16 protein-coding genes, 1 tRNA gene and 1 riboswitch are annotated in these 26,009 nt (G+C 72.8%); of the genes, 7 read left to right on the plus strand and 10 right to left on the minus strand.

Annotated features, from left to right (window positions below; translation table 11 throughout):
* Positions 1-116: 116 nt before the first annotated feature.
* Positions 117-665 (minus strand): MarR family winged helix-turn-helix transcriptional regulator, encoded by a 549-nt coding sequence (locus tag ACZ4AA_RS37490; RefSeq protein WP_326786919.1) that lies wholly within the window; start codon positions 663-665, stop codon positions 117-119.
* Between the two features lie 183 nt (positions 666-848).
* Here ACZ4AA_RS37490 and ACZ4AA_RS37495 point away from each other — a divergent pair, with 183 nt between their 5' ends.
* On the plus strand, positions 849-2,123 hold the full coding sequence (locus tag ACZ4AA_RS37495; RefSeq protein ID WP_467612910.1) for an MFS transporter: 1,275 nt from the start codon (positions 849-851) through the stop codon (positions 2,121-2,123).
* Positions 2,124-2,214: 91 nt separating this feature from the next.
* On the opposite strand, the gene ACZ4AA_RS37500 is transcribed toward ACZ4AA_RS37495, so the two are convergent.
* The 3 genes from ACZ4AA_RS37500 to ACZ4AA_RS37510 all read right to left on the minus strand — a co-directional run bounded on the left by ACZ4AA_RS37500 (position 2,215) and on the right by ACZ4AA_RS37510 (position 6,331).
* Complete coding sequence (locus ACZ4AA_RS37500; protein WP_467612914.1) at positions 2,215-3,030, minus strand: class I SAM-dependent methyltransferase; 816 nt, start codon at positions 3,028-3,030, stop codon at positions 2,215-2,217.
* A gap of 141 nt (positions 3,031-3,171) precedes the next feature.
* Positions 3,172-4,839: an ATP-binding SpoIIE family protein phosphatase gene (locus tag ACZ4AA_RS37505; RefSeq protein ID WP_467612917.1), complete on the minus strand. Its 1,668-nt coding sequence runs from the start codon at positions 4,837-4,839 to the stop codon at positions 3,172-3,174.
* A 130-nt stretch (positions 4,840-4,969) separates the two neighbouring features.
* Entirely contained in the window at positions 4,970-6,331 is a 1,362-nt protein-coding gene (locus ACZ4AA_RS37510; protein WP_467612920.1) for an NAD(P)/FAD-dependent oxidoreductase, read from the minus strand.
* A gap of 373 nt (positions 6,332-6,704) precedes the next feature.
* Here ACZ4AA_RS37510 and ACZ4AA_RS37515 point away from each other — a divergent pair, with 373 nt between their 5' ends.
* Positions 6,705-7,487, plus strand: a complete 783-nt coding sequence (locus ACZ4AA_RS37515; protein ID WP_467612923.1) for a TetR/AcrR family transcriptional regulator — start codon at positions 6,705-6,707, stop codon at positions 7,485-7,487.
* Between the two features lie 288 nt (positions 7,488-7,775).
* The gene (locus ACZ4AA_RS37520) at positions 7,776-9,779 is read left to right on the plus strand and encodes a sigma-70 family RNA polymerase sigma factor (protein ID WP_467612926.1); all 2,004 of its coding nucleotides are present in this window, start codon (positions 7,776-7,778) and stop codon (positions 9,777-9,779) included.
* 4 nt (positions 9,780-9,783) lie between these two features.
* On the opposite strand, the gene ACZ4AA_RS37525 is transcribed toward ACZ4AA_RS37520, so the two are convergent.
* Positions 9,784-13,206 (minus strand): AfsR/SARP family transcriptional regulator, encoded by a 3,423-nt coding sequence (locus ACZ4AA_RS37525; protein ID WP_467612929.1) that lies wholly within the window; start codon positions 13,204-13,206, stop codon positions 9,784-9,786.
* A 459-nt stretch (positions 13,207-13,665) separates the two neighbouring features.
* Positions 13,666-15,759: an asparagine synthase-related protein gene (locus ACZ4AA_RS37530; protein WP_467612932.1), complete on the minus strand. Its 2,094-nt coding sequence runs from the start codon at positions 15,757-15,759 to the stop codon at positions 13,666-13,668.
* 795 nt (positions 15,760-16,554) lie between these two features.
* Between ACZ4AA_RS37530 and ACZ4AA_RS37535 the strand changes: the two genes are divergently transcribed.
* From ACZ4AA_RS37535 to ACZ4AA_RS37550, 4 genes are all read left to right on the plus strand, one after another.
* The gene (locus ACZ4AA_RS37535) at positions 16,555-17,976 is read left to right on the plus strand and encodes an MFS transporter (protein WP_467612936.1); all 1,422 of its coding nucleotides are present in this window, start codon (positions 16,555-16,557) and stop codon (positions 17,974-17,976) included.
* 158 nt (positions 17,977-18,134) lie between these two features.
* A complete protein-coding gene (lhgO, locus tag ACZ4AA_RS37540) occupies positions 18,135-19,340 on the plus strand; it encodes an L-2-hydroxyglutarate oxidase (protein WP_467612939.1) in 1,206 nt (401 codons plus the stop codon).
* 231 nt (positions 19,341-19,571) lie between these two features.
* Positions 19,572-20,408, plus strand: coding sequence for a tRNA (guanosine(46)-N7)-methyltransferase TrmB (gene trmB / locus ACZ4AA_RS37545; protein WP_467612942.1), 837 nt, complete (start codon positions 19,572-19,574; stop codon positions 20,406-20,408).
* Between the two features lie 89 nt (positions 20,409-20,497).
* Positions 20,498-21,865 (plus strand): PrsW family intramembrane metalloprotease, encoded by a 1,368-nt coding sequence (locus tag ACZ4AA_RS37550; RefSeq protein ID WP_467612945.1) that lies wholly within the window; start codon positions 20,498-20,500, stop codon positions 21,863-21,865.
* Here ACZ4AA_RS37550 and ACZ4AA_RS37555 read toward each other — a convergent pair.
* From ACZ4AA_RS37555 to ACZ4AA_RS37570, 4 genes are all read right to left on the minus strand, one after another.
* The gene (locus tag ACZ4AA_RS37555; RefSeq protein ID WP_467612948.1) at positions 21,862-22,806 is read right to left on the minus strand and encodes an aldo/keto reductase; all 945 of its coding nucleotides are present in this window, start codon (positions 22,804-22,806) and stop codon (positions 21,862-21,864) included. The genes ACZ4AA_RS37550 and ACZ4AA_RS37555 overlap by 4 nt on opposite strands.
* A 131-nt stretch (positions 22,807-22,937) precedes the next feature.
* Positions 22,938-23,972, minus strand: coding sequence for a M23 family metallopeptidase (locus ACZ4AA_RS37560; protein WP_467612951.1), 1,035 nt, complete (start codon positions 23,970-23,972; stop codon positions 22,938-22,940).
* 11 nt (positions 23,973-23,983) lie between these two features.
* A riboswitch (cyclic di-AMP (ydaO/yuaA leader) is annotated at positions 23,984-24,140 on the minus strand.
* Between the two features lie 169 nt (positions 24,141-24,309).
* Positions 24,310-25,491 (minus strand): PP2C family protein-serine/threonine phosphatase, encoded by a 1,182-nt coding sequence (locus tag ACZ4AA_RS37565; protein WP_467612954.1) that lies wholly within the window; start codon positions 25,489-25,491, stop codon positions 24,310-24,312.
* A gap of 224 nt (positions 25,492-25,715) precedes the next feature.
* Positions 25,716-25,789, minus strand: a tRNA-Met gene (locus tag ACZ4AA_RS37570).
* Positions 25,790-26,009: the final 220 nt, after the last annotated feature.

Raw genomic sequence — 26,009 nt, forward strand, 5'->3', positions numbered from 1 at the left:
TTGATTGCCGCTACAGCGGCGGAGGTGCCACCGCAGAACCGTTCCGGTCCCGCGACAACTCGGAGAACTTTACGGATCCGCCAGGGCAGTGTCAAACCCGCCCCTGTCAAGATCTTTTAATCGAGGTCGCTGAGCCGGCCGCCCGCGTCCGGCTGGGCGTCCTCCACCCGTCGCAGCAGGCGGGTCAGGACCTCACCCAGGACGCCCCGGTCCTCGGTGGAGAGGTCCTGGAGCAGGTCCTCCTCGAAGACCGTGGCGAGACGCATGGCCTCCAGCCACTTCTCGCGGCCCTCGTCCGTCAGCTCGACGATCACGCGCACACGGTTCGACTCGTCCCGCTCCCGGGTGACCAGCCCCTCCGCGACCATGCGGTCGATCCGGTGGGTCATGGCGGCCGGGGTGAGGCCGAGGCGCTTGGCGAGCTCGCTCGGGCCGAGGCGGTACGGGGCTCCGGCCAGCACGAGCGCCTTCAGGACCTCCCACTCGGCGTTGCTGATGCCGAGCGCGGCGGTCTGGCGGCCGTAGGCGACGTTCATCCGCCGGTTGAGGCGGGACAGCGCCGAGACGATCTTCTCGACCTGGGGGTCGAGGTCCTGGAATTCGCGCTGGTAGGCGGCGATCTGTTCTTCGAGTGTCGGCTCGCTGACGCCGGGGGTGTCGCCCATGGCCCGAGTATGGCACGACGCCGCTTGGTGTCGAAGTCCTTCAAGGTGTAGTGTTCAACTTCGAACTTTAGCTTTGAAGTCTTCAGGCTTGCATCCATGCGTAGGCAACGTGTCACCGGCACGCGGCCTGGCGGAGCGGCCGGTACGGCTTCACGACCAAGGCAGGTGAAAGTGACCAGGGCGATGGGCGCAGCGATGCGCCGGATCCACGTGGGCAACGCGCTCGGCGCGTTCGGGCTCGGCTTTACCGTCCCCTTCCTCTACGTCTATGTGGCGCAGGTACGGGGACTCGGCTCCATGACGGCGGGCGTCGTGCTCGCCGTCTTCGCCGTGGCCGCTCTCGTCGTGCTGCCGTTCGCGGGACGGGCGATCGTCCGGCGCGGTCCGCTGCCGGTTCTGCTCACCGCCCTGGTGACCGCCGCCCTGGGTGCGCTGAGCCTCGGTCTGGCGAACAGCGCGACGACCGTCGTGCTGTCGGCGGCCGCCCTCGGCGCCGGTCAGGCCGTGATGCAGCCCTCGCTCGCGACGATGATCGTGGACTGCTCCTCGGCGGACACCCGCTCGCGTGCCTTCGCGACCCAGTTCTTCCTCCAGAACCTGGGCCTCGGTGTCGGTGGTCTCATCGGCGGCCACATCGTCGACCCGGACCGGGCGAGCTCGTTCACGCTGCTGTTCGCGATCGAGGCGGCGATGTTCCTGGTGCTGGTCGTGATCATGGCGACCGTCCGGATGCCGCGCGCACCGCGGTTCGGCGAGGACGCGCCCCAGTCCGAGGGCGGAAGCTGGAAGCAGCTCCTCGGCAACCGGGCCATGGTGCAGCTGTCCGTGCTGGGCTTCGTGCTGTTCTTCGCCTGCTACGGACAGTTCGAGTCGGGCCTTTCCGCGTACGGCGTCGAGGCCGCCGGGATCTCCACGTCCGCGCTCGGCACGGCGATGGCGGCGAACACGGCGATGATCGTGGTCGCGCAGTTCGCGGTGCTGAAGTTCGTCGAGCGCCGCAAGCGGTCCCGGGTGATCGCCGCGGTCGGGCTCATCTGGGCCGTCGCCTGGCTGGCGGCGGGCTACGCGGGCCTCGGGCACGGCAGCCGGACCATGGCCACGGCGGCCTTCGTCTCGACGTACGCGCTCTTCGGACTCGGGGAGGCGATGCTGTCGCCGACGGTCGCTCCGCTGGTCGCCGATCTGGCGCCGTCGGGCATGGCGGGTCAGTACAACTCGGCCTTCGCCCTGGTGAAGCAGCTCGCGCTGGCGATCGGCCCGGCGGTGGGCGGTCCGATGGGGGCCTCGCTGCACGGCCCGTACGTCGTGACGTTCCTGCTCTTCTCGCTCGGCATCACCGTCCTGGCCCTGCGGCTCGGACGGCAGCTCACCCCCGTACAGAATCAGCCGTCGCTCGCTCGGAGCCGGGTGGTTGCGCAGGGCGGCGCTCCGGCCGAGCCGGTGGCCGCCGTCGCCTGACGGCAGGCCCCGCGGGACGGGGACGGAACGCGGACCGACGACGGCCGCCATCACGGAAGGACGTGACGGCGGCCGTTTCGTGTGCGTGCTCTCAGCGGACGCCGGTCAGCAGGTTGGCGGTGAAGGGGAGGGTGGCGGTGCCGTCGGGGGCGGTGTGCTCGGTGAGCCGGGTGTGGACGGCTCGTCCGGCGCGCAGGAGGGTGTCCTCGCCCGCGGTGTCGACGATCGCCTGCCCCCAGGATGTGGACGAGAGCTGACCGGGGGCGTAGGCGTCGAGGGGCGGGAAGGCGATGCCGAAGGTGACCTGGCGGACGTCGACGTCGGTGAAGCCGGCGGCTCGCAGGGCGGCGGAGAGGCGCTCGGGGGTCCCGGAGAACGCCGCCTCGTAGCTCTCCGCGAGCTCCTTGCCTCCGTACTCCTCGACAGCCTCGTACTGGGCGACGAAGTACGGGATGAGTTCCCTGGCGGCCCATGCGGTGGCGGCGAGGCGGCCGCCGGGGCGGGTCACCCGGGCCGCCTCCGCGAAGGCCGTGTCCAGGTCGGGGAAGAACTGGGCGCCCTGCTGGCACACGACCGCGTCGAAGCCCGCGTCCTCGTAGGGGAGCCGGTCGGCGGGGGCGACGGTGAACTCGATGTCCGGGTACATGCGCGGCGCGTGCTCCGCGGCCACGCCGATCATGCCCGCGTTGACGTCCGCTCCAGAGACCCGGCCCGCGGGGCCGACCCGAGCCGCCGCCGCCCGGGCCGCGAAGCCGGTGCCGCAGGCCAGGTCGAGCACCTTGGCGCCGGGGTACAGGTCGACCGCGTCCAGGATCGCCTCCACGAAGGGCGCCATGAACGGCGCCGCGTACCGCTCGTAGCGCTCGGGGCCACTTCCTTTGAGCTGAAAGCCCGATTCGTCTGCCATGGGGAGCTCTTAGCACCGGGCGGTCCTCCCGGCCAGGGGACGCGCGGAATGAACCCGGGTGCCGCGCCCCCCGACCGCACGAGGGCACAGAGGGCCGCGCCCAGGTCTCCGGTGCGCGGCGGTGGATACCGGCGTGCGGGATCAGTTCCCCGCGCGCGGGAGTGCGAACTCGCACCAGACCGCTTTTCCGCCGCCCGGGGTGCGGCGGGAGCCCCAGGCGGAGGCGATCGTGGCCACGATCGCGATGCCGCGGCCCGCTTCGTCGCCGGGTTCCGCGCGACGGCGGCGCGGGAGGTGGTCGTCGCCGTCGGTGACCTCGATGATCAGGCGGCGGTCCGTGCGGCGCAGCCGCAGCCGCATCGGCGGGGTGCCGTGCTGGAGCGAGTTGGCGACGAGTTCGCTGGCGGCCAGGACGCCGAGGTCGTGCAGCTCGCCGGGGAAGCGCCAGCTGGCCAGCACGCCGGAGGCGAAGGCACGCGCGCGCGGGGCCGCTTCCATGCCGCCGAGCAGTTCCAGGGCGGCGTTGCGGAAGAGCTCGCCGTCGGAACCCGTACGGGAGGGGTGCTGGAGGACCAGGACGGCGACGTCGTCGTCGTGGTCGGCGGTGACGCCGGCCGCGCGGACCAGGCGGTCGCAGATCACCTGGGGGCTGCCGGTGGCTCCGGCCAGGGCGCGTTCCAGGGAGGCGATGCCCTCGTCGAGGTCCTCGTCACGGCGCTCGACCAGACCGTCCGTGTACAGGACGGCGGTGGAGCCGGGTGCGAGCGGCATCGAGCCGGAGGCGTGCAGCCAGCCGCCGGTGCCCAGCGGCGGTCCGGTCGGCTCGTCGGCGCGGTGGACGGTGCCGTTCTCGTCGCGGACCAGGATCGGCAGATGGCCGGCCGAGGCGTACACCAGCCGTCCCTCGTTCGGGTCGTGGATCGCGTACACACAGGTGGCGATCTGGTTGGCGTCGATCTCGGTGGCCAGGCCGTCGAGGAGCTGGAGCACCTCGTGCGGCGGCAGGTCGAGCCGGGCGTAGGCGCGCACGGCGGTGCGCAGCTGGCCCATGACGGCCGCCGCGCGGACCCCGCGGCCCATGACGTCGCCGATGACGAGCGCGGTGCGGCCCCCGCCGAGGGTGATCACGTCGTACCAGTCCCCGCCGACCGCCGCTTCGGTGCCGCCGGGCAGATAGGTGGCCGCGACGCGCAGGTCGTCGGGTTCCTCCAGCTCCTGCGGGAGCAGGGAACGCTGGAGGGTGACGGCGGTCTCGCGCTGGCGGCGTTCGCTGGCGCGCAGCCGCTCGGCCGCCTCGGCGTGATCGGTGACGTCGGTGGCGAAGACGAGGACGCCTCGGCCGTCGCGCTCCGCGGAGGCATCGACGGGGGTGCAGGTGAAGGTGTACGAGCGGCCGGTCGACACCTTGCGGGACTTGACCGTGCGGGGCTTGGCGCTGCGCAGGACCTGGTCGAGCAGCGGGAGCAGCCCGAGTTCGTCGAGCTCGGGCAGGGTCTCGCGGGCCGGTTCGCCGGTGGGACGGGTGCCGAAGGCCGCGGTGTAGGCGTCGTTGACGTACGAGACGCGGTGGTCGGGGCCGTGCACGAGGGCGACGAGGGCGGGGACGCGGTCGAGGACCGCGCGCACCGGGAGCTGGTCCACGGCGAGCCCGGAAGGGGCGTCGTCGGTGAGCCGCTCGGCGCGGGCCGCCGGCACGGAGCCTTCCCCGCGCCGGTCCGGGGCGGCCGTGTGCTCGGCCGTGTGCTCGGTCCGCGCTGCGGCGCGGCGCTGCGTTCCGGGGAGCCGGGCGCTCCAGCGCGTGAAGTTCACAGTGGGGAAAGCCTCGTGTTAGAAGGGCGAGCGGTGCACCCGCCCAAAGTCGTGGACCTGTCTGGCAGTCTGACCGACCTGGTCTGCTTCCGTCAGACGCCCTCCCTGCCGGTGGAGTTCCTCGGTCCGGTCAGGACGACCCCTTCGGGTCGGTCGGAGGCTTTCCCCCGGCCGCCAGTTCGAACTCCGCACGGGGGTGTTCGAGTGAACCGAGGGACACGATCTCCCGCTTGAAGAGACCCGCCAGGGTCCATTCGGCGAGTACACGGGCCTTGCGGTTGAAGGTCGGCACCCTGCTGAGGTGGTAGACGCGGTGCATGAACCAGGCAGGATAGCCCCTCAGCTTGCGCCCGTAGACGTGTGCGACTCCCTTGTGCAGTCCGAGGGACGCGACCGAGCCGACGTACTTGTGGGAGTACGTCTCCAGGGGTTCGCCGCGCAGAGTGTGCGCCAGGTTGTCGCCGAGCACCTTCGCCTGGCGGACGGCGTGCTGGGCGTTGGGCGCGGTCTCCTTGCCGGGTTCCGCGGTCACGTCGGGGACGGCCGCGGCGTCTCCGGCGGCCCATGCGTGCGGGGCCCCGTCGACGGTGAGCTGAGGAGTGCACTTGAGCCGGCCGCGTTCGTTCAGGGGGAGGTCGGTGGCGGCGAGGACGGGGTGCGGTTTCACGCCGGCGGTCCATACGACGGTGCGGGTCGGGAAGCGTGCGCCGTCGCTGAGGACGGCGACCCGGTCCGCGCAGCTGTTGAGGCGGGTCTCCAGGCGTACCTCGATGTTGCGCCGGCGCAGCTGGCTGACCGTGTACCGGCCCATCTCCTCCCCGACCTCGGGCAGGATGCGGTCCGAGGCCTCGACGAGGATCCACTTCATGTCCTCGGGCTTGAGGTTGTGGTAGTACCGCGCGGTGTAGCGGGCCATGTCCTCCAGCTCGCCGAGCGCCTCCACGCCGGCGTAGCCGCCTCCCACGAAGACGAAGGTCAGCGCCGCGTCGCGGACGGCGGGATCGCGGGTGGAGGAGGCGATGTCCATCTGCTCGATGACGTGGTTGCGCAGGCCGATGGCCTCTTCGACCGTCTTGAAGCCGATGGCGAACTCGGCAAGTCCGGGGATGGGCAGGGTGCGGGAGACCGAGCCGGGGGCGAGCACGAGTTCGTCGTACGTGATCCGCTCGGCGCCCGCGCCCTCCTCGGTGGCGAGCGTGGTGAGCGTGGCCGTGCGTTCGGCGTGGTCGATCGACCGGACCTCGCCGATGACGATCCGGCAGCGGTCGAGGACCCGGCGCAGCGGGACGACCACGTGACGCGGCGAGATCGAGCCCGCGGCGACTTCGGGAAGGAACGGCTGATAGGTCATGTACGGGTCGGGCGCCACGACCGTGATCTCGACCTCGCCCCGCTTCAGTTCGGGCTTCAACTGCCGCTGGAGGCGCAGGGCGGTGTACATCCCGACATAGCCGCCGCCGACGATGAGAATGCGCGCACGTTCCTTCACCACCCCATGACGCACTCCGCTCCGGAGTTTGTCCACAGCCCCGACAATTTGTGTGACCGGTCGCCGACAACGTGCAGAGTTGGCCGATTTGCCGGAGTCTAGGGAAAACCCGCAGGTCACGATGGTCAGAGGGGTACCGAGACAGGGCGCAATCGGGACGTACGGGGTCCGTACTCCGATCGGGGGGCGCTCTGTGCGGAACCTGCCCCTTCTGAATTGACCCCCTCTCAACTATGTTCGTGTGTCGACGGGGTGTAGGGGGATGCGCTCTGCGGGTCCGCGGGACGGGCTCGCGCACCGGCCTGTTCCACACGCTCCGGTCTGTCTATGGCGGGGAGTGTCTCCGGGGGGAGACGTCATTACCGGGGGAACGCTTATGCACATTCAGGACTCTCATTGGTCTTCCGCGTCAGCCATCGCACCAGGTGGTGCGATGACCGGCGCGGTGACGAGCGGCAACGGCCGCGGTCCGGCGGACGGACCGCGCACGACGCCGCTGCGTGTGGACGCACAGCGCAATCTCGAACATGTACTGCGGGCGGCTCGCGAGGTCTTCGGCGAGCTGGGGTACGGCGCGCCGATGGAGGACGTCGCCCGGCGGGCGAGGGTCGGTGTCGGCACGGTGTACCGGCGCTTCCCGAGCAAGGACGTCCTGGTGCGCCGGATAGCCGAGGAGGAGACCTCCCGGCTGACCGACCAGGCCCGCTCCGCGCTCGGCCAGGAGGACGAGCCGTGGTCGGCGCTCTCGCGCTTCCTGCGCACGTCGGTGGCCTCGGGCGCCGGACGGCTGCTGCCGCCGCAGGTGCTGCGGGTCGGCGTCGCCGAGGACGGTACGGAACCGGACGAGGCACGGGTGCCGCAGCAGCGGTCCCAGGCCGCGCCCGAGTTGCGGCTCGTCGAGCAGCGGCCCGCCCCCGAGGAGGCGCCGGTGATCGCCGAGGTGGACGACGCCGGCGCGGCGGCACTGCTCGAAGTGGTCGGGCGGCTCGTCGACCGGGCGCGTGCGGCGGGCGAGTTGCGCGCGGACGTCACCGTGGCGGACGTCCTGCTGGTCATCGCGACGGCGGCACCCTCGCTGCCGGACGCGGCCCAGCAGGCGGCGGCCTCGTCCCGGCTCCTCGACATCCTGCTGGAGGGCCTGCGCTCGCGTCCGGCGTGAACGGATCGAAGGACTCGGCGCAACGGCCGGGTTCCCGGGCACACGGATGCCCCTGGAGGCGAGTCGCGCACGACTCGCGTCCGGGGCATCGTGCTGTCGCGTACGGGGGTGTCCCGCTTTCGCGTACGGCGGCCATTCACCATGCCCAGAACGGTGGGCAGTTAGTACTGCCGAGCGACAAATCCCCTCGGACGAGTGGTTGGTTCGTACGAAGAGGTGCCGCTCGGGGACCCTGTGGCACTCTGTCCCGGTATTCGGGTCCGAGTGGGCAGGCGGGGGCTTTTCGGCGTGAGCGGTGACGGGCGGGACGAGTCACTCGGTGACGGCGGCGCCGACGGCGGCACGGAGACCGGTGGTTCACCGTCACGGCAGGTACCGAGCCAGGGCGGCCCGCACGGCACGAGCCACCGCGACGAGCGTCCGTACGACGGTGTCCAGGACGGCGGTGTCCTGGACGCGGGTGTGCCCTCGCAGCGCGACCGCTGGGACCCGCGCGAGGGCAGCGTCCTGCCACCCCCTCGCGAACTGCCGTCTCCGGCCGACATCCCGCCCCCCGACGCCGGTCTGATCGAGCGGATGCGCGCGGGCGACGACACGGCGTACGAGGAGCTGTACCGTCGGCACGCCGAGGCCGTCCGCCGTTACGCCCGCACCTGCTGCCGCGACCCGCACACCGCCGACGACCTCACGGCCGAGGTGTTCGCCCGCATGCTCCAGGCCGTACGCGGCGGCAGCGGACCCGAACACGCCGTGCGCGCCTATCTCCTCACCACCGTGCGCCGGGTCGCCGCGCACTGGACGAAGACGGCCAGACGCGAGCAACTGGTCGACGACTTCGCGGTGTTCGCCGCACAGGCCGCGCGCGGGTCCGAGGTCTCGGACGACGACACCCTCGACCTCGGCGCGGACGTCCGCGCGATGCACGAGGCCGAGCAGTCCATGGCGATGCAGGCCTTCCGCTCGCTGCCGGAGCGCTGGCAGGCCGTGCTGTGGCACACCGAGGTCGAGGACGAGTCCCCGAGCGAGGTCGCCACGCTCTTCGGCCTCGACGCGAACGGCACCCGTGTGCTCGCCAGCCGCGCCCGCGAGGGACTGAGACAGGCCTACCTCCAGGCGCACGTGAGCACCACGCTCACCATGGACGAGGAGTGCGCGCGCTACGCCGACCGGCTCGGCGCCTTCGCCCGCGGCGGTCTGCGCACCCGCGCCGAACGGGGCCTGCGCAAGCATCTGGAGGAGTGCGCCAGGTGCCGTCTGGCCGCGGGTCAGATCAAGGAAGTGGCCGGCGGGATTCCCGCGGTCGTGCCGGTCGCGGTCATCGGCTGGTTCGGGGCCGCCGGGTACGCGAAGGCCCTCGCGCTCGTCGCCGGGGGCGCCGGAGCGGGTGCGGCCGGAGCCGCGGGCGCGGCCGTGGCGGGCGGCGGCTCGTCGGGGGCGGGCGCCGGGGGCGGTGCCGCGCTCTCCGAGGGGCTCGGCGCACCGGTCAAGGCCGGGATCGCGGCGGGTGTCGTCGCGGTGGCCGCGGCGGCGGTGGCGCTGTCCCTGGTCGGCAACGAGGGCCCCGCCCAGCGGCCCGAGGCACGGCCGGCGGCCTCGCCCGCCGTCGAACTGCCGGCGCCGTCACCGACGCCGCCGACGAAGCCCCCCAGGCCGGGACCGGCGGCGCCGGCCCACGCTCCCGCTCCCGCGGCGCCGCCCGCGGCAGCCCCCGAGCCCGCCCCGAAACCGGCGCCGAAGGCGGCCCCGAGCCCGAGTCCGTCCCCCACGCCCGCCCCGGCCCCCACTCCGACGCCCGCGCCGGAGTCACCCGAGCCTGAACCCACTCCGCCCCCCACCCCGACGCCTCCCCCGCCCGCCCCCACCGTCTACCGGTGGAGCGAGCTGAGCTACGACGTCCTCGGCGACCACACCGAACCGGAGATGCGGCTCGGGGAGAGCAGCTGGGTGTGGCAGCGCGACGCGATGGGCATCGCGGACACCCGGTACACGGACGGCGTCACCGTCCACGGCCGGTCCTCCGTCACCATCGACCTCAACCGCGACTGCACCTCGTACGACGCCCTGGCCGGTGTCGACGATCTGATGCTGGGCATCGGCAGGCTGCGGTTCTCCGTCTACGCCGACGGGTCCCGGCTCTGGCGGTCGCCACTGATCGAGGGCGGCGACCCGGCGGTCCCCGTGCATGTGGACCTCACCGGCCATCGGACCGTCCGGCTCGTGGTCGAACCCCGCGGTCCGTTCGACTCGAAGTCGCTGGGCGACTGGGCGGAGTCGAAGTTCCAGTGCCGGTGAACACCTACCCGACGGGATACGCCTCCAGCGCCTCGGTCAGGTCGCCGAGTGCCTGTTCCTGGGTGTAGCCGGAGCCCCGGGCGCACTCGGACGCGTAGCGCTCCGGACCGAGGGCCGCGAGGGCCGCGGCTTCGACGCTCCGGACGCCCGCGCTCTCCCGCGCGGACCGCAGATCCCCGCCGCGCCAGCCGGTGCCCGCGGCCGTCAGCCGTGCCGCCGCCGCGAGGGCGCCCAGCTCGGTGAACAGGCGTGCCGCGCTCTCGACGAAGGCCGACGCCACCACGTCGGCACACCGCACGTCGATCGCGTACCGCAGCGCGGCGGCCAGTTTCCGCAGACCCGGCACAGGCCCGGACTCGGCGGCCGTGACCAGGGCGTCGACCCAGTTCAGCCCCGCCGTGAACTGCGGCGGCGGGGTGCCCCGCAGACCTTCCTCGCGGGCCCGGTCGCACAGCTCGCGCGCGAGGGCGACGTCCCCGCCGTCCAGGACCACCTGGGCCCGCAGCAGCTGGACGAAGGCGCGGGAGTCCGTGACTCCGTACTGGTCGGCGGCGGCGCTCGCCTCGTCCAGGGTCGCCAGGGCCAGCGAACGCTCGCCCGCGCGATGGGCGATCTCGGCCAGCCGCGCCATGAGGAACGGCACCTCCGCGTACGCCCCCACCTCGTAGGCGAGGCGCAGCGCCTCGTCGTACTCGCCCTTCGCCTCGCCGAACCGGCTGCGCGCCATGGCCGCCTCACCGGCCGCGCTGCACACCTGGGCGCGCATCCAGCGATCCCCGACACGTCGGCTGAGTCCGCGCAGTTCCTCCAGGTCCTCGTCCACCCCCGGCATGCCGCCCGGAGCGTCGACGACCATGTGCGTACGGAACATCAGGGCGACGCCGATCTCCCATTCACCGCCGTACACACGGCAGTTGGCGACGGTCGCGTCCATCGCGGGCCCCAGGTCGTCCGGATCGCCGAGGAAGTGCGCGGCCATCGGCCAGACGATTCCCGGCATGCGCGCAGCGTCCGGACCGCCGCGCTCGAACGCGCCCCGCACCCGTCCCACGTACTCCCGCAGCCGCTTGTCCTCCCACTCGTCCAGCGGGACGACATCCACCTTCATGAACAGGTGGAGCATGCGCACCCGCATCCGGACGGCGTGCAGCGGGTGCCGTTCGTCGCGCTCGGGATGATCGAGGAAGGCGGCCACCGGATCGACGTGTTCGAGCTCGGCGAGGAGACCGGAACCGTCGGCGGACCCGGAACCGGTGTCCGGCGCAGCACGATCACCCGTCGACGCGTCGAGCAGCGCGCCCAGTCTCAGGACGAGTTCCGTCCATTCGATGCCCTCGTGACGGAAGTTGCGCAGCCACCAGAACCAGCCCATGTCGAGGACCAGGGCGGCCGCCTCCTCCTCGTCATGGGCGGCGAGCGCGCGCCGGAGGGCCGCCCGGATGTTGTCGAGCTCGGTCTCCAGGCGGCGGATCCAGGGGAGTTGGCCGGCCGAGCGCAACTGGGGCTCGGCCTCCTCGGCCAGGTCGCGCGCCCACGCGCGGTGGCGCCGCTCGGCGGCGTCCCGCAGAGCGGGGACCTCGGCGGCGCGCTCGGTGGCGTACTCGTGGATGGTCTCCAGCATGCGGTAGCGCATACCGCCGCCCGGTCCGTCCGTGCCGTCGGGGGTGGCGACGAGGAGGGACTTGTCGACGAGGGCGCCGATGAGGTCGGCCGCGGAGCCGGTGCACACGGCCTCCGCGGCGGCCAGCTCCCAGCCGCCCGCGAACACGGACGCCTCGCGCAGCACCGTCCGCTCCCGTTCGTCGAGCAGATCCCAGGACCAGTCGACGACGGCGCGCAGGGTCTGCTGGCGGGGCAGCACGGTGCGGCTGCCGGAGGTCAGCAGCCGGAAGCGGTCGTCGAGCCGGTCGGCGATCTGCCGCGGGGTGAGCAGCCGCAGCCGGGCCGCGGCGAGTTCGATGGCCAGGGGCAGGCCGTCGAGCCGTCGGCAGATCTCGTCCACGGCGGCGGAGTCGTGCAGCGCGGTGGCGGCGTCGGGGCGCACGACGGAGGCCCGCTCCATGAAGAGGCGACGCGCGGAGAGGGGCGGGAGCGGCTCGACCGGTCGCACCAACTCCCCGGGGACGCCCAGGGGTTCGCGGCTGGTGGCGAGGATCGTGAGCCCCGGGCAGCGGGTCAGCAGGGTCTCGGCGAGTTCGGCCGCCGCGTCGATCACATGCTCGCAGTTGTCAAGGATCAGGAGCCGGCCGCGCTGGGCGCAGTACTCGACGAGCAGGGCGACCGGGTCGTCCTGCGGGACCGCCATCTCGTTGGTGATCAGCGCGGTCTCGCGCAGACCGAGGGCGCTGACCACCGCGCCCGGGACCGCCTCGGGCCGGTCGAGCGGGGCCAGCTCGACCAGCCACGCCTGCGAGAGCCCGGCGGCGGCTTCCTCGGCGAGGCGGGTCTTTCCCGAACCGCCCGGTCCGGTCAGCGTGACCAGACGGGCCCTCTGCACATCCGAACGGATGGCCCCGACCTCGCGTTCCCGCCCGACGAACGAGTTCAGCCGCGGACGGAGATTTCCGGTGCGCCGACCGCGTGTGGAATCCCGCGGAGCGGCGCTCGGCTCGGCTCCGGCCGCGGCGGACACGGGCTCCCGCCGTTCCCGAAGCTCCCGCGGTTCCCTGAGCTCCCGCGATTCCCGGTGCTCCCGGAGTTCCCGGTGCTCCCCGGGGTTCAGCAACGCGGCGTGCAGGTTCCGCAGTTCGGGACCGGGGTCCGCGCCGAGACCGTCCGTCAGGGCACGGCGTACGTCCTCGTAGGCGGCCAGCGCGTCGGCGCCCCGGCCGGTCTCGCGCAGGGCGCGGATGAGCAGGGCGTGCAGCGCCTCGTCGTACGGGTGGGCCGCCGTCAGCTCCTTCAGCTCCGGTACGACGTCGAAGGCGCGGCCGAGCAGCAGGTCCGCCTCGACGCGGCTGCGGGTCGCCTCCAGGCGCAGGGCCTCCGGGCGGGTCGCGGCGGTGCGGTCGGGGAGGTCCGCGAGGGCCGGGCCGCGCCAGAGGGCGAGGGCTTCGCGCAGGCGGGCGGCCGCGGTGGGGGCGTCGCCGGTGCCGAGGGCGGTCCTGCCCTCCGTGACGAGCCGCTCGAACACGAACAGGTCGACGTCGTCCCTGGTGGCCCGGAGCCGGTAGCCGCCGGCCTCCGAGCCGATGGCGTCCCTGCCGATGGCTCTGCGGAGGCGGCCGATCAGGGCCTGGAGTGCGGCGGGGGCGTCCTGGGGTGGGGTGTCCGCCCATACCTCGTCGATGAGGGTGTCCGGGGACAGGGTTCGGGTGGGGTGGCTCGCCAGGGCTGTGAGCAGCGCGCGTACCCGGGGGCCGCCCACCGTGACGAGGGTCCCCCGGTCGTCCTCCACCTGGGCAACCCCCAGAATCCTGTACCGCACGCCCCCATTCTCACCGCCCGCCCGCTCCAGGTCACCGTCCCGCCCCGCGGAGGCCGCCTCCACTCCCCCATCTCCTCGGCGCCGGGCCCACCAACAGCCTTCTTTCGCCCCCTCCGCCCCTACCCGACCCGTACCCGGGGCTCCGCCCCCAGCCCCCCGCTCCTCAATCGCCGGAGGGGCTGGATTGGTCCCCGGAACCCGAAGGGCGGGCCACCCCTGGGGCTCCGCCCCAGACCCCGCTCCTCAAACGCCGGAGGGGCTGGATTTTTGCCGCCGGGCGGGGATGAAAAGTGGACGGGCCGGAGCCGGAGTGTGGACCGGTCAGCGCGACGCGTCCGCAGCCGGGTACGCGCGTGAGGGGACGGGCCGGTACATCGATGGCCGTCGCCACCGACGGTCACCTCTCGTCCAACGGCGACGGGCTGATGCACCGGCACGGCCCCGACCTCGACGGCCAGATCAGGCGTGTCCGGCTCCCGCCCCCAGGGCCCTTCCCTGCGGGACTATCCCCGCGGGCACGGCCCGCTGGCGGGCCGGTGTGCCCGTCCAGCACGTCCCCCTGCGCGCCAGCAGCCGCCGCAGCCACAGTTCGAGCGAGACGAGATCGGCCAGCCCGTCGAGGGGCAGCGGTGCCCCCTCCGCCGCCGAGCGCAGCGCCTTGCGGACGACGCGCGCCTCGACCAGCCCCGCCTGCGCGAGCAGCGGCGTGTCGAACAGGGAGATCAGGGAGTCCGCCGCCACCCGCACCCCCGTGCGGGCCGCCGCGGTGGAGGAGGCGTGGGACGGAGCGCCCCACCCGGAGGGCAGTTCGGCCACCCCGGCCCCCTCCAGGACCGTACGCAGAATCGCCGCCCGCGCCCCCGGCTGCACCCGCAGCGCCTCCGGCAGCCCACGGCACGCCCGGACGACCTGGTTGTCCAGGAACGGCGTGTGCAGCCGCTGGAAGCGGATCTCGGCGGCCTGCTCCAGGACGCGGATGTCGGCCGCGTGGCGGGCCAGTGCGGCCCGGGCGCGGAAATCCCCCGGCCGCTGCCCGGGACCGACGTTGAGCCGCCCCCCGACCCCTTGCAGGCGAACCGATACTTCAGCCAGTGCCTCCCCGGTCAGCCAGCGTGCCGCCGGCCCGGGTCCCGCCCAGCTGAGCGCGGCGAGCGAGGCGCCCACCGCGCCTCCCGGGTCCTCGAACCGCCGGTGCATCAACTGGTCGGCGAGAACGTCGACTCCGGTGCGGTAGGGCGTACGGGCGAGTTTGCGCGCCGCGCCGTACACGCGCGCGGGGACCATCACCGAGCCGTCGGCCTTCGTCAACGCGGCGACGGGGCGCACCAGATGGCGTCTTTTGCGGTCCATGAGCAGATCGGCGAGCCGGGCCGGATGGGCGTCCAACACCTGGCGCGCGCCGTAGCCGGTGAAGTGGTCCGCGCTGCCGGAGGCGAGCCGCGCGCGATGGCGTGCCGCGGTCACCAGGGAGGGCCCCGGTTCGTCGGTCAGGGGCCCCTCCAGGTCGGCGTAGGGGAGCGTCTCCTCGCCCCCGGCGACGACCACATGGTGCAGCCGGGGGTTCTCGGCCAGTGTCCCGGCCCGCTCCAGCTCGGCCTCACGGCCCTGCACGGCGAGGTCGTTGAAGGTCACCGCCAGAAGGCGTTCCCCGGCACCGGTGCCGTGTCCGAGGACCGTGCCGGGCGCCCCGGGAAGTCCGGCGGCGAGCAGCGCGAGGGTTCCCGAGGCGGGTCCGCCGGAGAGGTCGGCCCCGATGCCCGGCACCGGGGTGCCGCGCGCCGCGCGCCGCTCGGCGGGTCCCATGCCGGGCACGGGCCCGGGGTCCACGTCGGTGCCCGGCACATGGCGGGGAGCGGACAGGCGGGTGCGGACGGCCTCCACGAGGGCGTCCCGCACGGCGTCCACCGCGATCGTGGGGTCGGCGATGGGTGCGGCGACGGCGAGGGAGGCGACGGGTTCGTACCCGGCGATCTCCCGCGCCCCGGCCCGCAGGATGAGCGTGTGTCCCGGCGGAATGCGGCGCACGCCTTCGTACGGGGTGGAGTCGTGCACCGCGGCGGGGACGTCGGGGGCGGCGAGCATCGCGGCCAGGTGGCCGAAGTCGAGGTTGGCCTCGATGAGGTCGGCGAGCGGGAGTGCGGCGGTGGCGTAGGCGGTGCCGCCCGCCCAGGGGGTGTAGAACACGGGCCGGGCGCCGGCGAGGTCTCCGCAGACGGTCACCCGGCGGCCGACCTGGACGACGACGGTGTAGCTGCCGGACCAGTTGGTGAGGTGGCGCAGTGCTCCGCCGCGCGCGGCGAACAGTCCGACCCTCAGGTCGTCGTCGGAGGCGCCGCAGATGCCGAGGACGGCGATGCGGTTCTCGGCGTCGGCCTTCACCACGCGCACCTCGTCGGGGCGCCAGTCGCCGACGGCCCACAGCGGATCGGGGTCACCCCACAGGAGTTGGGACCCCACGGGGTGCACGGTCTCGCCTTCGTTGCCCGTGGCGCCCGCCGAGCCGATCGCGGACGCTCTGGCGACGGTGCTGCTCCACCCCACCAACCATCGCATCGCCGCCTCCACAGGCTGTGGACAACCAGTGCACCGTACGAACTCGGCACCATGCTGCCACGAAGGAGGCGTACGGGAGGGCCTCTGCGTCGGCTTGCACTCCCCGAAGTGCGCCCCCACGCAAACACTCGCGCCGCCGCGGGGACCCGCGCCACCCGTAAATCCCTTTCCCGCAGAGCCCGTTGAGGAGACCCAAGGCCGTCACGGCCGCCCGCGGAGAAATCCCCGAGGACCGCCGTCGGCCGACCCCGTGACCACGCCCGACCGCCACCGAAGACCCCCGGCAGGTCGACGCGAATGCGCCCCCGATACACTCCCCCAGGACGCCCTTCGCGCCCTCAACTCGTATGGTGGGAGCCCTGATTGCCCTCAGGGGAGGCCATCGCTTTTCGGCCAAATCGGCGATGGGCGTACTGTCGCGGACACGCTCCGTACAGGCCTTGCGCACCGCTTCGGCAACGCACAGTCCGGGAGGCGGAGTTCGCCCCCCGGACCGGTCCGCCGCCCGCGGGGATGTAGGCGGCGGTGTCCCCCAGCCCACTGGATCCAGTACAGCGGGCCGACCCACGCACGTTCCATGGAAGCGCTCCCCGAGGTGGCCGGAGAAGAGCGCACGGACGGGCGCACGGCCACACGCGCAGGAGCACACCGCGACAGTCCGTACAGTCGTACGGACCACAATCCCGCCAACCGGACGTACGCCCCTTAACGCTGGGGATCGGGCGAACTACGCTGGGTTTACGAATGCCGCGTGGTTATGCCACCGCGGCAGCCGTCTGTGTCGAGGGGTGGCGCATGTCCAGGGAGCAACGCGGGCCGAACGAAAAACTCGGCGCCGTTCTCGCCCTCGCGGGAATCAGCAACGCAGGACTCGCGCGTCGCGTCAACGATCTTGGCGCTCAACGCGGGTTGACACTTCGCTACGACAAGACGTCGGTGGCGCGCTGGGTGTCGAAAGGCATGGTGCCGCAGGGTGCCGCGCCGCACCTCATCGCGGCCGCCATCGGCCAGAAACTCGGCCGTCCCGTGCCGCTCCACGAGATCGGCCTGGCGGACGCCGATCCCGCGCCGGAGGTGGGTCTCGCCTTCCCCCGCGACGTCGGGCAGGCGGTGCGGTCGGCCACGGAGCTGTACCGCCTCGACCTCGCCGGGCGCCGGGCGGGCGGCGGCATCTGGCAGTCACTGGCCGGCTCCTTCGCCGTGAGCGCCTACGCGACTCCCGCCTCACGTTGGCTGATAACCCCGGCCGACAGTTCGGTGGCGCGCGAGGTGAATCCGGGCGAGGGCTCCGGAGCGCCGCTGAAAGTCGGCCACAGCGATGTGCTGAAGCTCCGCGAGGCGGCCGAGGACGCAAGACGCTGGGACTCCAAGTACGGGGGCGGCGACTGGCGTTCGTCCATGGTGCCCGAGTGTCTGCGGGTGGAGGCGGCGCCGCTGCTGCTCGGCTCGTACTCCGACGAGGTCGGCAGGGCGCTGTTCGGCGCCTCGGCCGAGCTCACCCGTCTCGCGGGCTGGATGGCCTTCGACACGGGCCAGCAGGAGGCGGCGCAGCGGTACTACATCCAGGCGCTGCGGCTGGCCCGCGCGGCCGCCGACGTGCCCCTCGGGGGCTATGTCCTGGCCTCCATGTCCCTCCAGGCGACCTACCGGGGCTTCGGCGACGAGGGCGTCGACCTCGCCCAGGCCGCCCTGGAGCGCAACCGCGGTCTCGCCACGGCCCGCACCATGAGCTTCTTCCGGCTCGTCGAGGCACGGGCCCACGCGCGCGCCGGCGACGCCCAGGCGGCCGGCACGGCGCTGAAGGCCGCCGAGGGCTGGCTGGAGCGGGCCCGCGACGGCGACAACGACCCGTCCTGGCTCGGCTTCTACGGGTACGACCGCTTCGCGGCCGACGCCGCCGAGTGCTACCGCGACCTGAAGTTGCCGCGCCAGGTGCGCCGGTTCACCGAACAGGCGCTGTCGAAGCCCACGGAGGAGTTCGTGCGCTCGCACGGGCTGCGCCTGGTGGTGTCGGCGGTCGCCGAGCTGGAGTCCGGCAATCTGGACGCGGCGTGCGAGCAGGGCGTGCGGGCGGTGGAGGTCGCGGGGCGCATCTCCTCCGCGCGCACCACCGAGTACGTGAAGGACCTGCTGCACCGGCTGGAGCCGTACGGCGACGAGCCGCGCGTGGTGGAGCTGCGGGAGCGGGCCCGTCCGCTGCTGATGGCCCCGGCCTAGAAAGTCCGGGTCCAGAACGTCCGAGAGAGCGCCCGGGGGGATCCGGCGCAAAGGGAGCGCCACGGCCCCGCGGCGCGAAAGAATCGCGGGGCGCCGTCCTCGGGTTTGAGGGCGTTGTCAGTGGCGCAGTGCACTATCGAGGCCGGAGGGTGGTGCGGATGCGGAGCGCGTACGACTGCGATGTGCTGGTGATCGGCGGCGGGATCGTCGGCCTGTCGACGGCCTATGCCATCACACAGGCGGCGCCGGGCACCCGGGTGACGGTGCTGGAGAAGGAGCGGGGACCCGCACGGCACCAGACCGGGCGCAACAGCGGAGTGATCCACAGCGGGATCTACTACCGCCCCGGTTCCCTGAAGGCACGGTTCGCGGCCCAGGGCGCCGCCGAGATGGTCAAGTTCTGCGCGGAGTACGACATCGCGCACGCCGTCACCGGCAAGCTGATCGTCGCGACCGACAAGTCGGAGCTCCCCCGTCTGCACGGCCTGGTCCAGCGCGGCCGGGAGAACGGCATCCCGGTCAAGGAACTGGGCCCGGCCCAGCTCACCGAGTACGAACCCGAGGTCCGCGGCCTCGCCGCCATCCACGTCGGCACCACGGGCATCTGCGACTTCGTGGCGGTGGCCCGCCGGCTCGGGGAGGCCTCCGGGGCGGATATCCGTTACGGCGCCCAGGTCGTGCGCGCCGACCGCCGCCCGCATCTCGGCGTGGCCGTGCGCACGGCCGACGGGACGATCGTGCGCGGCCGGGTGCTGGTCAACTGCTCGGGGCTGCACTGCGACGAGACGGCCCGCCTCACGGGCGACGACCCCGGGATGCGGATCGTCCCCTTCCGTGGCGAGTACTACACGCTGGCGCGGCCGGAGCTGGTGCGCGGACTGGTGTACCCGGTTCCCGACCCGGCGTTCCCGTTCCTCGGCGTCCATCTCACCCGGGGCATCGACGGCGGTGTCCACGTCGGCCCCAACGCGGTGCCCGCGCTCGCGCGAGAGGGATACGACTGGGGAGTCGTCCGGCCGCGTGAACTGGGCGGGACCCTGGCCTGGCCCGGTTCCTGGCACATAGCCCGCAGGCACTGGCGTTACGGAGCCGGTGAGCTGCGCCGGTCGGTGTCGAAGGCGGCGTTCACGGAGGCGGTGCGGCGGCTGCTGCCCGCGGTGAGGCCCGAGGACCTGGTCCCCGCGGCCGCCGGGGTCCGCGCTCAGGCGGTCCTGCGGGACGGCACCCTGGTCGACGACTTCCTGATCAAGGAGGGCCCGAGGACCGTGCACGTACTGAACGCCCCGTCCCCCGCGGCCACCGCCTCCCTCCCGATCGGCCGCGAGGTCGCCCGCCGCGCGCTGGCGTCCCTGGCAGCGGTCTGAGCGAGCCCGTCCACGCCTGTCCGGGAGCCCACCCCACCGCCTTCCGCGACCGGCCGGGAGGCGAGCCACGGCGGACCGGGAGGCGAGCCACGGGTGAGCTCCGACGGGGCCGAGCGGTGAACCAAGGCGGAGCCGAGCGGTGAGCCCGGGTGTCGGCTCGTGGTCCGCCGGCCGGCTCACCAGCCGGTCCGGGCCGCCCCGCGTCGCCGCCCCCGTAAAATCGATCCCACTGTGTCTGAATTCCTCGACTCCACCGAAGAGACCCGGCCCGCCTCCGCCGAGGACGGCTCGCCGCGTCACCACCGCGCCAAGGGCGAGCCCCGTTTCCCCGGCGGTCCGCAGGCCGATCCCGCCGGCTCGCACTTCGAGCGGCGGATCCGGAGTTTCCAGCCGCGCCGGAGCCGGGTGACGACCGGCCAGGCCGACGCGTTGCAGCGGCTGTGGCCCCAGTGGGGTCTGGACATCGACGGACAGGGCACGCTCGACCTGGCGGAGCTGTTCGGGGCCGCCGTCCCCGTCGTGCTGGAGATCGGCTTCGGCATGGGCGAGGCCACCGCGCTGATGGCCGCCGAGGACCAGGGGACCGGCATCCTCGCCGTGGACGTGCACACACCGGGCCAGGGCAATCTGCTCAACCTCGCCGAGCGCAGCGGTCTGACCAACGTCCGCGTTGCCAACGGCGACGCGATCATCCTGCTCCGCGAGATGCTCGCGCCCGACTCGCTGAACGGCCTGCGCGTCTTCTTCCCCGACCCCTGGCCCAAGAAGCGCCACCACAAGCGGCGGCTGATCCAGCCGGAGTTCCTGGACCTCGCCGCGACCCGGCTCGCCCCGGGCGCGCTCGTGCACTGCGCGACGGACTGGGAGCCCTACGCCGAACAGATGCTGGACGTGCTGACCGCGCACCCCGACTTCGAGAACACCGTGCCCGGCGGCGGTTTCGCGCCGCGTCCGGAGTTCCGGCCGCTCACCCGTTTCGAGGGCCAGGGACTGGACAAGGGTCATGTGGTGAACGACCTCCTCTTCCGACGCGTACAGCATCGAGACCAGCACACCTCGGACGACTGACCCGCACACACCCGTCGGCGTCCGCCGGGAATTCCCGGGGACCCCGGTTACCGTCGCGGGCGGCGCCCTCCCTCGTTAGGGTCAATGCCGTGGCCATCCATCCTGCGTATCCGCTGCCGCCCGGCACCCCCGCCGGACCCGCGCCGCGCCATCCGCACTGGTGGCAGCGCGGCTGGGTGCGGTACGGAGCGCTGATCACGCTGCTCGCGATGTCGGGCCTGGTGATCCTCGCCCTCGTCCGCGAACAGACCGGGACCGAGGGCTTCCTGGTCGGCCTCGGACTGGCGGTGTTCCCCGTGCCGCTGCTCATAGCCGCCTTCCGGTGGCTGGACCGGGTCGAACCGGGCCCCTGGCGCAACCTGCTCTTCTCGTTCGCCTGGGGCGCCTGCGCGGCCGCGCTGATAGCGATCGTCGCGAACAGTTTCGCGACCCGCTGGATCGCCATGACGACGGCGGGCCCCTCGGGCGCGGACACCCTCGGCGCCACCGTCATAGCGCCCGTCGTCGAGGAGTCTTCGAAGGCGGCGGCCGTGCTGCTCGTCTTCCTCTTCCGCAGACGGGACTTCACCGGGATCGTCGACGGAGTCGTCATCGCCGGGGTCACCGCCACCGGCTTCGCGTTCACCGAGAACATCCTCTATCTCGGCACCGCCTTCGGGACCGACCGGCTCAGCGGGGAAAGCGGACTCGCCTCCGTCACCGCGGCGACCTTCTTCGTCCGCGTGGTGATGTCGCCCTTCGCGCATCCGCTGTTCACCGTGCTGACCGGCATCGGCTTCGGCGTCGCGGCGCTGTCCGCCGAACGCCAGCACACGCGCCGCGTGCTGCTCCCCCTCACCGGACTGCTGCTCGCGATGGGCATGCACGCGCTCTGGAACGGCTCGTCGGGCTTCGGCCGGTTCGGCTTCTTCGGTGTGTACGCCGCGTTCATGGTTCCCGCGTTCGGGCTGCTGACCTGGCTCGTCGTCTGGACCCGGCAGCGCGAACTGCGGACCGTCCGTAGCGAACTGCCGGTGTACACGGCGGCCGGCTGGCTGGGCGCGGCCGAACCCTGGGTGCTCGGCTCGATGCGGGCACGGCAGATCGCCCGCGAGTACGCGGGTCATCACTTCGGGAAGAGTGCCGCGCGTTCGGTGGCGGAGTACGAGGCGTACGCGACCTCGCTGGCGTTCCTGCGGCACCGGGGGCGCCGGGGCCGGGCGGGCGCCGACTTCGTCGTACGGGAGCGCGAGTTGCTCGAAGAGCTGTGGCGCCGCCGGGATCTCGCCCGTCCGGCGCTCGCCTACGCGGCCCGCCTCACGGCACCGCTGCCCGCGCCACCGCCCTGGCCGGCCCCGGGGTACGGGTACACCGCACCGCCCGCGCAGCCCCGCGTTCCGCCCGCGCATCCGTACGGCCCGCCGGCGCAGGCCTCCGCGCCGGCCCCGTACCCCGTGTACAACCCGTACCGCTTCTAGGCCGACGCCCGCGACAGACGGGTCAGGTCCTCGTCCGTCAGGGTCAGGTCCGCGACGCCCAGCAGGGCAGGAAGCTGTTCGACCGTGCGGGCGGAGGCGATCGGCGCGGCGACCGTCGGCTGTGCGGCCAGCCAGGCGAGCGCGACCGTCGGGACGGCGACGCCGTGGGCCCCGGCGACCTCGTCGAGGGCGGCGAGGACCCTGGGTCCGCGGTCGGTGCCGAGGTGCTTGGCCGCGCCGGCCGCCCGCGCCGAGTCGACCTCCGTGCCGGGGCGGTACTTGCCGGTGAGGAACCCCGCGGCGAGCGCGAAGTACGGGACGGCCGCCAGACCCGCCTGGGAGGCGACGTCCAGCAGGGCCCCCTCGTAGGTGTCGCGCGAGACGAGGTTGTAGTGCGGCTGGAGCGCGACATAGCGGGCGAGACCCTCGCGGTCGGAGAACTCCAGGGACTCCCGCAGCCGCTCGGGCGAGATGTTGGAGGCGGCGATGTGCCGCACCTTGCCGGCCCTCACCAACTCGTCGAGGGCGCCGATGATCTCTTCGACCGGCACTTCGGTCTTGTCGAAGTGCGTGTAGTAGAGGTCGATGTGGTCGGTGCCCAGGCGGCGCAGCGAGGCGTCGGCCGCGGCCTTGATGTTGGCACCGGACAGCCCCTGGAAGGCGGGGTGCTGGCTGACCTTGGTGGCGACCACGATGTCCTCGCGGTTGCCGCGGGACTTCAGCCACTTGCCGATGATGGTCTCGGACTCGCCGCCCTCGTTGCCCTCGATCCACACCGAGTAGGAGTCGGCCGTGTCGAGGAAGTTGCCGCCGGCGGCCGCGTAGGCGTCGAGCACGGCGAAGGAACGGGTCTCGTCGGCCGTCCAGCCGAAGACGTTGCCCCCGAGGGAGAGCGGGAAGACCTCGAGGTCGGACGAACCGAGCTTGCGAAGAGAAGTCATGTACGACGTCAACACCCGCACCGGATGGATGTATTCCGCAATCACCTCGGGGAGGCCGGGGTGTGCGCGGGTGCCGGTGCCCGTCCGACCGGCAGTCCTGACGCGGGGGGGGCCGTCAGGACCACCGGGGATCAGGGGTTGAGGCCCTTGCTCTGGAGCCAGGCCATCGGGTCGATGCCGGTCGCGGCGCCGCCGGGGTGCACTTCGAGGTGCAGGTGCGGCCCGGTGACGTTGCCCGTCGCGCCGACCCGTCCGATGACATCGCCGGTGGCGACCTTCTGGCCCACGCTGACGCCGATGGAGGACTGGTGGCAGAACCACAGCTCCGTACCGTCGTCGAGGGTGAGGATCGTGCGGTAGCCGTACGAGCCGGCCCAGCCGGCCTCGGTGACGGTGCCGCTGTGGATCGCCTTGATGAGCGTGCCGGTGGGTGCCGCGAAGTCGAGTCCGGTGTGGTACCCGGAGGACCACATCGAGCCGGCCTCGCCGAAGCGCGAGGTCAGGGTGTACGAGGAGGTCGGCAGCGAGTAGCTCTTGGCGAGTTCGGCGAGGCGCTCCTTCTCGGCCTTCGCCTTGGCCGCCTCCTCCGCCTTCTTCTTCGCGGCGGCGGCCTTGGTCTCGGCCTCGTCCTGCTGCTTGGCGGCGGCCGCGACGGCCTTCTTCGCGGCGGTGTTCTGGGCGGCCTGCTGCGAGACGGTGTCGGCGCGGTTCTGCTGCGACTTGGCCTGCTGCATGATGCGGTCGCGCAGCGCCTCACCGGCGTCGGTGGCGCCGTGGGCCGCGTCGGCGCTGGTCAGGCCCGCGCTGGTGAGCGGGGTCGTGGAGCCCTTGGGAGTGCTGGATCCGCCGTCCGATATCAGGGCCTTGGCCGACGCGGTGACCGACGACAGGTCGGGCAGCGAGATCGAGACGGGCGCCTTGCCCGGGGCCGCGCTGGCGATGCCGCCGCCGCCGACGGCGGCGATGACGCCGACGCCGAGAACCGTGGAGCTGCGGGCGAGTCCTCCGCCGCGCTGCTTGCCCGTGCGGTGCCGGCCGCGGACGGGAGCGACGGAATCCGCGGTGGGATTCCACTCCTCCCAGGTTTCCTCGTCCTTGCCATAGCCGAAGGTGTGGGTTTCGTTCGGCGCGAACGGGGTTGGCTGAGCGGGCCGGTTGGACGCCACGTGGGCGCACTCCTTTCCTTCCATGCCGCCTACCGGGTTAGCTGACGGGTTCGGAGCAGGAAGGTCTCCTACGGGCGTACTGCCACCGTGCTGACACGGCGGGTTACGCTCGATTCACCCCACGATGTGGGTCCCCGGTTCCCTTGCGGGATTCGGCGCGTGCGCACGGAGCCACCTCTTGTGACGGCTGTTACGGCCGCGCTGCGTTATCGAACGTTAATAGACCCGGCTACTGAATTCCAAGCTGTTCTGACTGATCCTTAACGCCTCTTGGCCTGGACTTTGGGGTCATGAGCGATGAAAAACGGGCGAGTTGGCCTCGCGCCGCCGGCCCACGTCACGAGCGGCGGACGGCGAGCAGCGCCAGATCGTCCGTCAGCGCGCCGCCCGTGTGCCGACGGGCCGCCTCGATCAGGGCGGCCAGCAGCGCGTCGGGGCCGGGGAAGACCCGTCCGGCCAGCCAGGCGACAGGATCGTAGAAGTCGCCGCGCGGATCGCGGGCCTCGGAGAGTCCGTCGGTGTGCAGGAGCAGTGTCGCCCCGCGCGGAAAACGGTCCTGCACCGTCGGGGCGTACGGGTCGCCCAGCTCGCTCATCCCGAGCGGCAGCGCGAACGCCTCGGCGGAGAGGATGACGAGCGTGCCGTCCGCGCGCAGCAGCAGGGGCGGCGGATGGCCCCGGTTGACGACGCGTACGACGCCCTCGCCGTGCGGGATCTCGGCGAGGACCGCGGTGGTGAACCCCTCGGCCTTCTCGACGCTGTCGCGCCGGGAGCCCGCGCGGGTCAGTGCCCGCTCCAGGCGCCGTGCGACGCCCTCCAGGGTCCTCTCCTGCTCGGCCGCCTCCCGGAACGCGCCGACCACCGTCGCCACGGCGGCCACCGCGGTCATCCCCTTCCCGCGGACGTCCCCGACGACCAGCCGTACGCCGTGCGGGGAGTCCTGCACCGCGTACAGGTCGCCGCCGATGAACGCGTCCTCCTGCGCCGCCTCGTAGCGGGCTGCGACGTCGAGTCCCGCGATCCGGGCATCGGGCTCGGGCAGCACGGCGCGCTGCGCGAACTCGGCGATCTCCCGGACCGAGGCGAGCCGTTCGTCGCCGCGCCGGACCACGATGTTGATGAGGACGGCCAGGACGGCGGCCGTGGTCACGGTGACCACCTCGGTGACGGCGTCGACGTGCAGGACGATGCCGAGCACGAAGTGGACCGCGAGCACCGCGCCGACGGCGAGGGCACCGGCGAGAACGGTGCCGCGCAGCGAGGAGAGGGGGGCGGCGACCAGGGGCGCGGCCGTGAAGAAGGGCGCCGCGGTGAACGCGGCCGGGGTGAAGTAGTCGTAGACGATCCCGGAGGCGACGAGCAGCACGGGCAGGGCCCGGACGAAGGCGCGGGCGCGCACGAGCCTGCGGGGCCGCGCTCCCGCCGGTGAGCTGGTCCCCGGCCGCCGGCCCTCGGGGGACGGCCGGCCGGCCCGGTCGTCGCGTTGTCCGGTCCGCCGCTCACCTCCTGGCTGCCCCACGCGTCCAGCAGAACCGGTGCGGTGGCGGCGGGCGACCGGTGTGGCCCGACCGGGGGAGGACCGCGCCCGCCGACGAGAAGAGGAACCAACGGAAGAGGAACCGGTGGAAGGGGGACCGGCGAAAAGAGGGACCGGGGGAAAGTGGAACCGGTCGGGGCAGGTGCCGGAGCGCACATGCCAAAGGCCGGAACTCGTGAATCCGAGTTCCGGCCTCTGGTCTTCAGTAGCGGGGACAGGATTTGAACCTGCGACCTCTGGGTTATGAGCCCAGCGAGCTACCGAGCTGCTCCACCCCGCGTCGTTGAAACCAGTGTACGCCATCCGCGGGACCCGAAGCACACGCGTTCAACCGAGCCCCTCCGGTGACGCCGGTGCGCGGCTCCAGGGCCCGCCCGAGGAGCCCTGGAGCCTGTAGGACGACCTCTAGTGACCTGAGTCAGAGATTCGGTGGCAGTAGGCGGCGACTTTGTCGAGGATCTCGTCAGCTGTTTTTGTCCAGACGAACGGTCTGGGGTGCT

The organism is Streptomyces sp. NPDC024698 (genome assembly GCF_055559015.1).

What these genes read in the sequence shown, in the direction of transcription:
- ACZ4AA_RS37530 (WP_467612932.1), bottom strand. Translation starts at nt 15,759, where the DNA reads ATGCGATGGTTGGTGGGGTGGAGCAGCACCGTCGCCAGAGCGTCCGCG.
- lhgO (WP_467612939.1), top strand. Translation starts at nt 18,135, where the DNA reads ATGCGGAGCGCGTACGACTGCGATGTGCTGGTGATCGGCGGCGGGATC.
- ACZ4AA_RS37490 (WP_326786919.1), bottom strand. Translation starts at nt 665, where the DNA reads ATGGGCGACACCCCCGGCGTCAGCGAGCCGACACTCGAAGAACAGATC.
- ACZ4AA_RS37495 (WP_467612910.1), top strand. Translation starts at nt 849, where the DNA reads ATGGGCGCAGCGATGCGCCGGATCCACGTGGGCAACGCGCTCGGCGCG.
- ACZ4AA_RS37515 (WP_467612923.1), top strand. Translation starts at nt 6,705, where the DNA reads ATGCACATTCAGGACTCTCATTGGTCTTCCGCGTCAGCCATCGCACCA.
- ACZ4AA_RS37555 (WP_467612948.1), bottom strand. Translation starts at nt 22,806, where the DNA reads ATGACTTCTCTTCGCAAGCTCGGTTCGTCCGACCTCGAGGTCTTCCCG.
- ACZ4AA_RS37535 (WP_467612936.1), top strand. Translation starts at nt 16,555, where the DNA reads ATGTCCAGGGAGCAACGCGGGCCGAACGAAAAACTCGGCGCCGTTCTC.
- ACZ4AA_RS37500 (WP_467612914.1), bottom strand. Translation starts at nt 3,030, where the DNA reads ATGGCAGACGAATCGGGCTTTCAGCTCAAAGGAAGTGGCCCCGAGCGC.